The sequence below is a fragment of the Prevotella sp. TCVGH genome (assembly GCF_023522295.1).
Classification (GTDB): Bacteria; Bacteroidota; Bacteroidia; order Bacteroidales; family Bacteroidaceae; genus Prevotella; species Prevotella timonensis.
In genome coordinates this window covers 1-12,576 of record NZ_QFFX01000024.1, presented here as the reverse complement: position 1 = coordinate 12,576, position 12,576 = coordinate 1, and the positions used below count along the sequence as shown (strand labels likewise).

Genomic DNA, 12,576 nt, shown 5'->3' with positions numbered 1-12,576 from the left:
TAACTTAATAACTTAATAACTTACCAACTCATTAACTTAAAAACTCACAATATGAACATAGCAATAGTAGGAACAGGATATGTAGGTTTGGTTAGTGGAACCTGTTTTGCAGAAATGGGTGCCAACGTTACCTGCGTAGATGTAGACCAAAAAAAAGTAGACATGCTTTTGAAGGGCATTGTACCCATTTACGAGCCGGGCTTGGATGAAATGGTGCAGAGAAATGTAAAAGAAGGAAGACTACATTTCACCACAGATTTGACATCTGTATTGGATGATGTAGAGGTAGTGTTTTCTGCCGTAGGTACACCTCCTGACGAAGATGGAAGTGCAGACCTTCATTATGTGTTGCAAGTGGCACATACCGTTGGAGCCAACATCAGTAAATACACAGTGTTGGTGACCAAGTCTACCGTTCCTGTCGGAACTGCCAAGAAAGTCAAGGCAGCTATACAGGAAGAACTGGACAAACGTGGTGTGGATATACCCTTTGATGTGGCAAGCAATCCCGAGTTTCTGAAAGAGGGAGCAGCCATCAAGGACTTCATGAGTCCTGACCGCGTCGTCGTAGGAGTGGAAAGCGACAGAGCCAAAGAACTGTTGGTGAAGCTGTACCGTCCATTTATGATGAACAATTTCCGTGTCATCTTTACAGACATACCTTCGGCGGAGATGATTAAATACGCAGCCAATTCAATGCTCGCCACTCGTATCAGCTTTATGAACGATATAGCCAACTTATGTGAGCTGATTGGTGCCGACGTCAATATGGTTCGCAAAGGAATAGGTGCTGATACACGCATTGGAAACAAATTCTTGTATCCAGGTTGTGGATATGGAGGGAGTTGTTTTCCAAAAGATGTGAAGGCGTTGATAAAGACAGCCGAGAAGAATGGTTACGACATGAAAGTGCTAAAGGCGGTAGAGGCTGTAAACGCATCGCAGAAAGAAGTTGTTTTCAAGAAATTGAATCATTACTATCAAGGCAAACTGAAGGGGAAGAAGATAGCAATATGGGGACTTTCCTTCAAGGCAGAGACAGACGATATGCGAGAGGCAACCTCGCTTGTAACCATTGAGTTATTGAAACAGGCAGGTGCTAATATTTGTGTCTTCGATCCTGTTGCCATGGAAGAATGTCAGCGTAGGGTAGGTGATGCTGTAGTTTACGCTACAGATATGTATGATGCCGTTCTTGATGCCGATGCATTGTTGGTGCTTACTGAATGGAAACAATTCCGTCTGCCAAGCTGGGGAGTTGTGAAGAAATCTATGAACACGCCTTTGGTTGTTGACGGAAGAAACATCTATGTTCCAAGCGACATGAAGGCTCTGGGATTTGAGTATCACAGCATAGGAAGGAAGTAACTAAGGTTTTGGATTTAGATTTGGTAATTGTATTTTTTTACAAGTTTTCTATCGCAATTCAAATCAGTTTGATAGCATTTAGTTTGTACTGTTTTGGTTCAATACGTAAGTGTACTTGAATAAAGTAGCAAGTTACATTTCTTAACTTTCTTACTCGTTTCCTATAAAAATAAAAATTGGATTAGATTAACTTGTAGTACCATCTAAAATTGACTTCGATGGATAAATGTAAGTTCTCAGTATTATTGTCTGTATATTATAAAGAATCTCCTCTTTTTTTGAAAGAATCTTTGAACTCTGTTTTCAATCAAACTTTGTGTTCAGACGATGTAGTCTTAGTGGAGGATGGGCGTTTAGGTGAACAATTGGAACAGATTATATGTGATATGGAAATTGAGCATCCCGAACTTCATGTTGTTAGATTCGATAAAAACAGAGGCTTGGGCTATGCTTTGAATGATGGATTGAAGTATTGCAAACATGACATTATTGTTCGTATGGACACTGATGATATTGCTATGCCAAATCGTTTTGAAGAACAGATAAAAGTCATGTATGAGCATCCAGAATATGGGATTGTCAGTTCTTGGATAACTGAATTTCAGAAGACACCTGGAGATTCTTCTTTGGTGAGAAAACTACCAGAAAAACCAAAGGATAATTACAATTATGCGAAAACCCGATGTCCTGTTAATCATTCTACTGCTGTTTTTAGGAAAAACGAGGTGTTAGATGCAGGTGGCTATCAAACCAGTTTGTTTCCAGAGGATTATTTTCTTTGGATTAAAATGTTGCAAAATGGTACTAAAATTTATAATATTCAAAAAAGTTTGTTATGGTTTCGATGCTCTCCATTAACTATAAAACGTAGAGGAGGTTGGAAATATGCCTGTGATGAAGCCATTACGCAATTAAATGTCTACAAATTAGGATTCATTGGCATTCCGACAATGTGTAAAAATATAACTTTGCGATTTACTACACGTCTTCTACCTAATAGTATTAGAGTAATAGTTTATAAATTAATTAGGCGCTATTTTTAATATTGGACTATAGGTGCCCATAGTTTCCTCAAATCTATTGCCAATGAAATGAACAGGTCAGTTTTTGTTACAGTTTTTACTTCCATATATAATCGAGCTTATTCATTGCCAAGATTGTATGAGAGTTTGATACACCAAACATATGCAAATTTTGAATGGTTGATCATAGACGACGGCAGTATAGACGATACAAAAAGATTGGTACAGCAGTGGGTACAGGAGCAGAACATAGCGATACGGTATTATCATCAGGTGAATGGTGGCAAGCACAGAGCAATCAATCGTGGAGTTGAGCTGGCGCATGGTGAGTTGTTCTTTATAGTAGATAGTGATGATTACCTTCCCACCGACAGCCTTGCCGTTTTGGTTGACTATTATCAGCAAGTAAAAGATGCCAATAAGTTTGCGGGTGTTGTGGGTATGCGGGCATTCCCTCATGGAGAACGGATTTGTAGACGATTCACTACGGATGTGTTGGATGCTGACAGTGTTACGTTTCGGCAGAAACATAAAATGCGTGGCGATGTTGCCGAAGCTTTCAAGACGGAGGTGCTGCGTAAGTATCCTTTTCCTGAATTTGCAGGTGAGAAGTTCGTTACCGAGGATGTGGTATTCAATGAGATAGCCAAAACATATTTGTTGAGACATTTTAATGTTAACATTTATATTTGCCAGTATTTAGAGGACGGATTGTCGCATCATCTTCGACAGCTACATCGTCAGTCGCCACAAGGAACCATGCTTTACTATTCAAAATTAGTGCGAGATTCTCGTTTCGGACCTCGGCGGCATATCATAGATGCCGTTAATTTTTGGCGGTATCTTATACCTTACAAGGGACGAAAGACAAAATTGCCATTGTGGTGCTATATGCTGAAGCCGATAGGCTTTTTGTTTTATCTGTTGGACTTGCTATGTGAGAGAAGTTCTGATATTAATCATAGCGAAGTAAAAATGTAAAGTTTGTAAAAATATATTTGAGCTACGAAAACATTTTCAAAACAACAATTTTGTCCTGTTATTTTACCAAAAAACGACCATCTAAAATCTTCAAAATAGAAAAAATCAATAGGCAAACGATATACAAAAAAGGGTTGATTTTAACAAAATAAATGTCTTTTCAAGCTGAAGCATTGATTTAATGCCCTAGGAAACACGCATTAGAGGTGTTATCTACATGTAATAACCGCATTAAAGCATGCAAATTGCAGGCTTATCTCAACGCTTTAGCCGCAAAAAATTGATAAAATTAGGAATGAAAAGAGATGATTTTGTTTTAACATACTCAATAACACCAAATTACAAACATTGCTCATATCTCGCGTATTTGCGACCAACTTTGCCGTTGGTTGTTTTTACGCGAGTTATGAGAGGCACTTTGTAAAGAAAATTCAGTATTTATGAGCCTCCAATATACCGTATTATAAATTTTATAAATACTATTTTATGGGTGTATCTTGTAAACATATTATTCTTAAATGAATGAGCTTTGGTTGTACCTTTTTATCAAAAAAAAATTTTCCGAGACTCACATAAATAGATAATCTCTTATGGAGAAGACACGTATTTTCTATATTGATGCGCTCAAGACATTTGCCATACCAGCGTTATCAAAAAGTGAGGATAGCTTATGTGGTTTCTGCGCTGAGGCATGCAGGTCCAGTGTCGGTGGTCATGCAACTGGCAAAACAAATGGTTGAACATGGTCATGAGTGCAAGGTGTTTTACTTTGACGAGAACATCTTTGAACTTTCTTTTCCCACGGAGAAGGTAGACGGATACCGACCCATCAACTTTGCCCACTACGATATTGTGCATGCTCATGGCATACGTCCCAATTTGTATCTTACCTTTTACAAGCCGTGGTTTGGCAAGAAAACAAAATTTGTAACCACGGTACATTGTTATATATGGGAAGAGTTTCGGGTAGGATTTGGCAGAATAACAGGTTCTCTTTTCAGTCTGTTGTTCTTGGCTTCAGTCAGGACGTTGGATAAGGTAGTGGTGCTCAGCGATGATGCCGTTGGTTATTATTCACGCTGGGTGAATGTACGGAAGTTGGCTCGTTGCTACAATGGTATTGACATGCCACAGGGTAAGCTGTCCGTTAAGGAAGAAGAGCAGGTGCGTCAATTCAAGGAAGGGCACACGCTCATAGGTACATGTGCCTCTTTGGTGAAGATAAAGGGTGTGGAACAGTTGATACAAGCCCTTGCGCAGTTGCCAGACAGGTTTAGACTGTTGGTGATTGGTGAAGGAAACTTGCGCTTGCCTCTTCAACGTCGGTGTGCTGAATTGGGCATTTCCCACAGGGTCATGCTCATGGGTTTTGTTCCCGAAGGACATCGATACATGCCGCTTATGGACGTGTATGTGCAGACAAGTTTGAGCGAGGGTTTTTGCTTGGCACTGACAGAAGCAGCCATGTATGGAAAGAAGATAGTATGTGCAGACATTCGAGGAATGAAAGAAAAATATACAGATGATGAGATTACCTATTATCAATCAAGACGTTCGGATGATTTGGTACAGAAAATCCTGCAAGCAGAAAAAGAGGAAGACAAGCCGCTTCGTGCCAAACAAAAGGCATGCGAGCTGTTCTCTTCTGTGAGTATGTACGAGGCATATCACGCCTTGTATCTCCAGCTTGTGCAAAATAAGAATTGCAAATGACGACATTTACGGATACAGAAAAAGTTTTCCTTGAACTGTACAAGGCAGGAGTGTGGGGAGAGGGTGCCCACAAAGACGTCCTTGTAGGTAAGCATATAGACTGGAAAACCGTGCTGGGTATTGCAGAGAAACAAGCTGTTGTAGGCAATGTGTCTGATGGCATTTCGCTATTGAGAGAAGCAGATATGCCACAGCCATTGAAGATGAAGCTGATAACGTATGTGCTCACCGTCAGGAAGAACAACGAGACGATGAACGCTGCCATCCCCGAGATGTATCACTTGCTGAAAGATATTGGTGTTGTTCCGGTCTTGCTGAAAGGACAAGGGGTGGCACAAAACTATCGTGACCCACTTTCAAGACAGTCGGGAGATGTCGACCTATATATTCCCGATACGCAGCAGATAGCCGAGGCTTACAAGTTGTGTCAACAAAATATGAAGCTGATAGAGCCTCTCAATACCGATACAATGGAGGCGGTCTTTCTGTATCGCAATGTATTGGTGGAGCTGCATGGTCGCATCAATCCGTATGTGAATAAAACCTTGGAACAACGTTTCCCTGCTTGGTGTGATGCGGTATTTCGTAAGGAGAAGGAAAGAGAGGTCTGTATTGGGGGTGGCTTTGCTGTGCTGCCTCCCTTGCGATTGGATCTTGTCTTTGTCTTTGTACACTTAACAAGACATTATTTTGGTGGCGGAATAGGTCTGAGGCAGATAGCAGACTGGATGCGCCTGCTTTATGCGCACCATGCAGATATTGATCAAGAGCAGTTGGCTCGTGACGTAACGTATTTGGGCATAGAGAAGATATGGAAAGTGTTTGCCGCCATGGCTGTTGACTTCTTGGGATACCCCAAAGAAAAGATGCCACTATATAACGAGAGATATGCGGACATGGGCAAACAGGTGCTGCGCTATGTGTTGGATTCGGGAAACTTTGGTTATCACGATGTACGCACAAAAAGTAAATCAAAGAATTATTATGTGCGCCGATGTAAGGCTTTTACTGGAAATATGAGTAAAATCCTGCGTAACTTCTTCATGTTTCCTCACGAGACCATCTACAACATTCCTGGTTATTTGAAAAGTGGCATCAAGCGAACAAGATTTTAAGTAGAGAACATTATGAATTTGAAGTTTCTTTTTTTAGGCATTGTCATTCCTTTTATCAGTGCGTTTGCGTTGGTGACATGGATTCATCCTTTAATAGTTAAACTTGCCAAACAAAAAGGAATGGTTGACAATCCCGATGCCCGCAAGCTGCAGAAAGCACCTGTTCCCGTATTGGGCGGTATTGCTGTCTTTTGGGGAGTTGTATTGGGTGTGGTTTTGACGAGTGCAGTCTTTGACAGTTATATTTTCTTTCCTGCTTTCGTTGCCATTACGGTGATGATGTATTTAGGCACGTTGGATGATCTCATAGGATTGAGCGCATGGTTAAGACTGATAGTCGAGTTCTGTGTAATCTTGTTTTTGATATCTACCGAGCACAAATTTATTGACGATTTTCATGGTGCCTTATGCATACACCAACTGAACGAATATGTTGGCATTGCTCTTTCTTCGTTTGTGGGTGTTGGCATCATCAATTCCATTAACTTGATTGATGGCGTAGATGGACTTTCTTCCGGATTTTGCATGTTCGTTTGCGCCCTCTTCGGTTATGCTTTTATGACATCGGGTTACGGCTCGATGACCGTGCTGGCTTGGATATGTGTGGCTTCCTTACTTCCTTTTTTCCTGCACAACGTTTTCGGCAAAACGTCAAAGATGTTCATAGGCGACAGTGGAACGCTCATGCTGGGCACTCTCATGAGTATTTTTGTTTTTCATATTTTGGAAACCAAATCCATGGTGGCCTATAATTACCCTAACATGGGGGTGGTGGCTTTTACGCTTTCCGCTCTGTCCATTCCAGTTTTCGACACCTTGCGTGTCATGTTTCTGCGCATGTTGAGAGGAGGCTCTCCATTCCATCCAGACAAGTCGCATCTACACCATTTGTTTATAGAGATAGGCTTCTCGCATATCGGTACAACCGTGTCGGTATTGGCACTCAATGCCTTTAATGTGTTGTGTTGGTTTATCTCTTATCAGTTAGGAGCTTCTGCCACTGTCCAACTGCTGGTGGTAATTATGATAGGTGTGTTCAATACGGTAGGTTTTTATTATATTGTGCGAAGGTTGAATCACCAACGCATGCCTTATAAAATATTAAAACGAATTGCAGTCATGTCTCACATTGAGGCAGGTTGTTTCTTTATGAGTATTAGAAAATTTGTAGACCGCCATTGACTTGGCGTGTCTGCTTACATCAGATTTAATCAAACAAAAAAACAAGTATGAAAGCATTTGTATTTCCCGGTCAGGGATCCCAGTTCGTAGGAATGGGAAAAGAACTTTATGATAATAACGAGACAGCAAAGGAGTTGTTCGATAAAGCCAACGAGGTGTTGGGTTATCGCATTACTGACATCATGTTTGCTGGTACCGATGAGCAGCTCAAGGAAACCAAGGTAACGCAACCTGCCGTGTTCTTGCACAGTGTCATATCTGCATTGTGTCTTGGCGATGCGTTCAAGCCTGATATGGTGGCAGGTCATTCTTTGGGCGAGTTCTCTGCATTGGTGGCAGCTGGTGCGTTGAGTTTTGAAGACGGTCTCAAATTGGTTTATGCTCGTGCCATGGCGATGCAGAAAGCTTGTGAGGCTAATCCTGGTACCATGGCAGCTATCATTGGTTTGCCAGATGAAAAGGTAGAAGAGATATGTCAAGAGGTGAGCAAAGAAGGCAAAGTTGTCATTCCAGCTAATTATAACTGTCCAGGGCAATTGGTGATTTCTGGAGATAAGGAAGGCATTGAGGAGGCTTGCGAAAAACTAAAGGCTGCGGGAGCCAAGCGTGCGTTGCCTTTGAAGGTGGGAGGTGCATTCCATTCACCTTTGATGCAGCCTGCCAAGGACGAGTTGCAAAAGGCGATAGAGGCTACCACGGTGAATACGCCTCAATGTCCTGTGTACCAGAATGTAGATGGGAAACCTTATACCGATGCAGCCAAGATTAAGGCAAACCTTATCGCACAACTGACCAGTAGCGTTCGTTGGACAACAACGGTGCAGAACATGATTGCCGATGGTGCCACCGACTTTACCGAATGTGGACCAGGCAAGGCTTTGCAGGGTATGATAGGACGCATCAGCAAGGAAGTGACAGTCAACGGCATCTAAACGAAAGGAGTGTCTAAACTATATTGAGCTTTGTCATCTTGCCTGTTGGCTGGATGACAAAGCTCTATTCTTACCTATAAGCAACGTTAACATTATCGACAAACAACTCTCTTCACAGGGAGGAATAAGGAAAGATTACATGCAAATCTATCAAATCTTTACTCGCCTTTTTGGCAATCAAAACATGACTCGCATGCCCCATGGTATGATGGAAGAGAATGGAGTGGGGAAGATGAACGACATCACCACGACCGTGCTCAATCGTATTCACGGCATGGGGTTCACGCACGTGTGGTTCACGGGCATTGTTCGCCATGCAACGACAACCGATTATTCTACCTACGGCATCCCTCGCCAACATCCATCCATTGTGAAAGGAAGGGCTGGGTCGCCATACGCTATTACCGATTATTATGATGTCGACCCCGACCTTGCCGTGCAGGTGCCGAAGCGCATGGACGAGTTTGAAGCATTGGTGAAGCGTACGCACAAGGCAGGCATGAACGTGATTGTTGATTTCGTCCCCAATCATGTGGCTCGGCAATACCACTCCATTTGCAAACCTAAGGGAGTGAGAGACTTGGGAGAGAAGGATGATGTAAACAAGCACTTTGACATTCACAACAATTTTTATTATTGTCCAGGCTATCCCTTTGAACCTGCCATTGATTTGTGCAAAGATGTCAGCGAACCTTATCGTGAATATCCTGCCAAATGCACGGGTAACGATTGCTTTTGCGCTACGCCCAACAGCAACGATTGGTACGAGACCGTCAAGCTGAACTATGGAATTGATTACACTGATGCTGGAGGACGCAGTGAACATTTCGACCCCATGCCCGACACGTGGCGACAGATGACAGACATCTTGCTGTTTTGGGCTTCCAAGGGAGTGGACGGCTTTCGCTGTGACATGGCAGAGATGGTGCCAACGGCTTTTTGGCAGTACGCTATAGCTAAGCTTAAGACAACTTATCCTCACGTCATTGTCATTGGTGAGGTGTACAATCCTACGCTTTATCGGGCGTATATCGCTTCTGGATTTGATTACTTATATGATAAGGTTGGCATGTACGACTGTTTGCGCGACATCGTGTGTGGCAAACGTCCCGCCCATCACATTACCCGCCAATGGCAATCCGTGGATAATATTTTGCCAAAGATGCTCTATTTTTTGGAAAACCATGACGAGCAACGCATCGCCAGCGACTTCTTTTGTGGCAGTGCCGAACGTGCATTGCCGGCTTTCATGGTGTGCGCATGGCTGCACACCAATCCTGTCATGGTGTATGCTGGACAGGAGTTTGGCGAGCGAGGCATGGATGCAGAGGGATTCAGCGGACTTGACGGTAGGACGACCATATTCGACTACTGGGCGGTGAAGTCTATCATTGAAGGATATTATCAAAGAGAAAAAATGGACAAGCGCAGCCAACGCCTTTCCGAAGTATATCAGAAAATACTGCAATTGTGTCATCAGCCAGCCATTGCGCAAGGACAGTTCTTTGATTTGATGTATGCCAACAGTCAGCACTCGGCATTGTTCAACCCCGATGAGCAGTATGTTTTCTTGCGTAAATCGGCTGAGCAACTCTTGTTGGTCGTCGTGAACTTTTCGCCCAATCAGCAGCGGGTGCATGTTAATATACCCCAACATGCTTTCGACTTTCTGCACCTGCGGCAGGGTACATGCAAGGCGGTCGACCTATTGACACACCAAGAACAGCGTGCAGAGTGGTCAGCTTCCGTGCCGTTTGTGGCACAAATTCCTGGCTATGGTGGCAGAATCTATGAAATTCAACAAGTATAACATAGGCGCTTGCCATCAATCATTCGATAGTGTAGGTGTTCAAAATGAAAACTAAACGTTTCATTTTGAGCACCTACTGTCGTTTTGTGGCATTCCTACAATCTTCATCAACCGAACAAAATGCGTACACAACAATTCATCACTATGCGTCCTCAAAAGCCTCAGTCAAAGCTACTTCTGGCATGTTTGCTTTTATTTTCATGCTTCGTTGTCCTTCACACAGATGCAAAATCAGCAATACCACTAGTTCGTGTGGCATGCGTAGGCAATAGCATTACATACGGAACGGGCATCGCCAATCGTGATAAAGACGCTTATCCCGCACAGCTTCAGGCGATGTTGGGCAATAAATATCTCGTTGGGAATTTTGGAAAACCCGGAGCTACCTTACTTCTACATGGTCATCGCCCTTATTTCAAGCAGCAAGAGTTCCGCGACGCTATGACATTTCACGCCGATATTGCCGTCATTCATTTAGGCATCAATGACACCGACCCACGAAATTGGCCCAACTATCGTGACGAATTTGTGACCGATTATTTGGCTCTTATCGACTCACTTCGTCATGCCAACCCAAAGGTGCGCATCATTTTGGCAAGATTGTCACCTATTGCACACAGACATCCGCGTTTTATCTCAGGAACGCAACAATGGCATGAACAGATACAGGCAAGCATTGAGACTGTGGCAGCAATCAGTGGCAGTGAACTCATTGATTTTCATGCACCTTTATATCCTTATCCTTTTTTGTTGCCCGATGCCTTACATCCCAATGCTGAAGGTGCGGGTATCATGGCAAAAGTGGTATATAGCAGCATTACAGGCAATTATGGTGGCTTGCACCTGCCAGCTGTTTATACCGACAATATGGTATTGCAGCGAGGTGTGCCCATAACGATACATGGCAAAGCCAATGCAGGAGAGATAGTTAAGGTAAAGTTGGGAAGTCTGTACCAATCCACTCGTGCCAATCAGCAGGGCAAGTGGCAGGTTACCTTTGCGCCTCAGAAAGCCGAACGGAGCACGACACTCACCGTAAGTGCTGGTAAGCAAAAGCGTATCTTCCACGATGTGGCGATAGGCGAAGTGTGGCTTTGTTCGGGACAGTCGAACATGGCTTTCATGATGCACCAAGCCGCCACAGCCCAGCGGGATATTCCCCTTTCTGATGATGAGGATTTGCGTATCTATGACATGAAGCCTAACTGGGAGACGGTTGACGTGGAGTGGAACAAGTCGGTACTTGATTCGTTGAACCATTTGCAGTATTATCGCCCCTCGTCATGGACGGTTGCAACACCCGATGCGGTGCGGGATTTTTCGGCTGTGGCTTATTATTTCGGTCGTATGTTGCGCGACAGTTTGCAAGTACCTGTGGGGATTATCTGCAATGCAGTAGGCGGTTCGCCTACCGAGTCCTGGATAGATCGGCATACATTAGAGTCACGTTTTCCTGCTATTCTCAACAACTGGCTACACAACGATTTCATTCAGCCGTGGGTGCGACAACGGGCTGCCAAGAACATCGCACAAGCAAAGGGAGCAGGCGTAAGGCATCCGTACGAGCCTTGTTACTTGTTCGAGAGCGGTATCTTGCCTTTAGAGCGATATACTGTTAAGGGGGCGGCTTGGTATCAAGGCGAGTCGAACGCCCATAACATAGAGGCACACGAAACGCTGTTCAAACTGTTGGTCGATTCTTGGCGGCAGTATTGGAACAATGTCAGTATGCCGTTTTATTTTGTGCAACTATCAAGTCTTGACCGACCTTCGTGGACTTGGTTCCGTGACAGTCAGCGAAGGTTGATGCAGCAAATACCCAATACGGGCATGGCAGTATCTTCCGACCTTGGTGATTCGCTCAATGTGCATCCAATCCATAAACAGGAGATAGGCGAGCGACTGGCTCGGTGGGCATTGGCAGACACCTATCATCGCCCTCTCACGCTGTGTGGTCCGCTGTTTAAGTGTGCTTGGCGTGAAGCAGAGAACAAGGTCGCGGTCTCGTTTAATGATGCTGACAAACTGTCTACCTCTGACGGTAAGCCTGTTGATGGTTTTGAGATAGCCGAATACGATGGTTTGTTTTATCCTGCTCATGCAGAGATCAAAGGACAGTTAGTGATTCTTCAATCCGACAAGGTCAGGGAACCTCGCTTTGTGCGTTACGGTTGGCAGCCGTACACTCGTGCCAATCTTGTCAATGGTGACGGACTTCCTGCCTCTACTTTCAGAGGTGAGATAACTACACAGCCTTGCATTTCTCGCATGGAATAACGTCAACAGTTTCAGCAAACGTGCCAATGAAAGTAAAAAGTTTTACCTTTCATGATAAGAAGATTCGTTGTTTTTGTCCTATCATTTTACCAGAAAACGGGCTAATGTGACAAAAATGTGCATAAAAACGTTTCAACTACTTGTAAATCATTACCTTTGTTCCATTTATATATTTA

General features: G+C 43.5%; 9 protein-coding genes. All 9 read left to right on the top strand.

Annotated elements, in window-relative coordinates:
- Positions 1-51: 51 nt before the first annotated feature.
- Positions 52-1,368, top strand: coding sequence for a UDP-glucose dehydrogenase family protein (locus DEM91_RS06250; RefSeq protein WP_102188395.1), 1,317 nt, complete (start codon positions 52-54; stop codon positions 1,366-1,368).
- A 218-nt stretch (positions 1,369-1,586) separates the two neighbouring features.
- The gene (locus DEM91_RS06245; RefSeq protein ID WP_195252259.1) at positions 1,587-2,411 is read left to right on the top strand and encodes a glycosyltransferase; all 825 of its coding nucleotides are present in this window, start codon (positions 1,587-1,589) and stop codon (positions 2,409-2,411) included.
- Positions 2,412-2,459: 48 nt separating this feature from the next.
- Entirely contained in the window at positions 2,460-3,371 is a 912-nt protein-coding gene (locus DEM91_RS06240) for a glycosyltransferase family 2 protein (protein WP_195252258.1), read from the top strand.
- 618 nt (positions 3,372-3,989) lie between these two features.
- Entirely contained in the window at positions 3,990-5,084 is a 1,095-nt protein-coding gene (locus tag DEM91_RS06235; protein ID WP_249858339.1) for a glycosyltransferase family 4 protein, read from the top strand.
- Positions 5,081-6,199 (top strand): nucleotidyltransferase family protein, encoded by a 1,119-nt coding sequence (locus DEM91_RS06230; protein ID WP_249858338.1) that lies wholly within the window; start codon positions 5,081-5,083, stop codon positions 6,197-6,199. The genes DEM91_RS06235 and DEM91_RS06230 overlap by 4 nt, the downstream gene beginning before the upstream one ends.
- Positions 6,200-6,211: 12 nt before the next feature.
- Complete coding sequence (locus DEM91_RS06225; RefSeq protein WP_249858337.1) at positions 6,212-7,381, top strand: glycosyltransferase family 4 protein; 1,170 nt, start codon at positions 6,212-6,214, stop codon at positions 7,379-7,381.
- 47 nt (positions 7,382-7,428) lie between these two features.
- Entirely contained in the window at positions 7,429-8,313 is an 885-nt protein-coding gene (gene fabD, locus DEM91_RS06220) for an ACP S-malonyltransferase (protein WP_249858336.1), read from the top strand.
- Between the two features lie 139 nt (positions 8,314-8,452).
- Complete coding sequence (locus tag DEM91_RS06215; RefSeq protein WP_249858335.1) at positions 8,453-10,123, top strand: alpha-amylase family glycosyl hydrolase; 1,671 nt, start codon at positions 8,453-8,455, stop codon at positions 10,121-10,123.
- Between the two features lie 144 nt (positions 10,124-10,267).
- Complete coding sequence (locus DEM91_RS06210; RefSeq protein WP_249858345.1) at positions 10,268-12,400, top strand: GDSL-type esterase/lipase family protein; 2,133 nt, start codon at positions 10,268-10,270, stop codon at positions 12,398-12,400.
- The last annotated feature ends 176 nt before the right edge of the window (positions 12,401-12,576 follow it).

What these genes read in the sequence shown, in the direction of transcription:
- DEM91_RS06250 (WP_102188395.1), top strand. Translation starts at nt 52, where the DNA reads ATGAACATAGCAATAGTAGGAACAGGATATGTAGGTTTGGTTAGTGGA.
- DEM91_RS06245 (WP_195252259.1), top strand. Translation starts at nt 1,587, where the DNA reads ATGGATAAATGTAAGTTCTCAGTATTATTGTCTGTATATTATAAAGAA.
- DEM91_RS06240 (WP_195252258.1), top strand. Translation starts at nt 2,460, where the DNA reads ATGAACAGGTCAGTTTTTGTTACAGTTTTTACTTCCATATATAATCGA.
- DEM91_RS06235 (WP_249858339.1), top strand. Translation starts at nt 3,990, where the DNA reads ATGCGCTCAAGACATTTGCCATACCAGCGTTATCAAAAAGTGAGGATA.
- DEM91_RS06230 (WP_249858338.1), top strand. Translation starts at nt 5,081, where the DNA reads ATGACGACATTTACGGATACAGAAAAAGTTTTCCTTGAACTGTACAAG.
- DEM91_RS06225 (WP_249858337.1), top strand. Translation starts at nt 6,212, where the DNA reads ATGAATTTGAAGTTTCTTTTTTTAGGCATTGTCATTCCTTTTATCAGT.
- fabD (WP_249858336.1), top strand. Translation starts at nt 7,429, where the DNA reads ATGAAAGCATTTGTATTTCCCGGTCAGGGATCCCAGTTCGTAGGAATG.
- DEM91_RS06215 (WP_249858335.1), top strand. Translation starts at nt 8,453, where the DNA reads ATGCAAATCTATCAAATCTTTACTCGCCTTTTTGGCAATCAAAACATG.
- DEM91_RS06210 (WP_249858345.1), top strand. Translation starts at nt 10,268, where the DNA reads ATGCGTCCTCAAAAGCCTCAGTCAAAGCTACTTCTGGCATGTTTGCTT.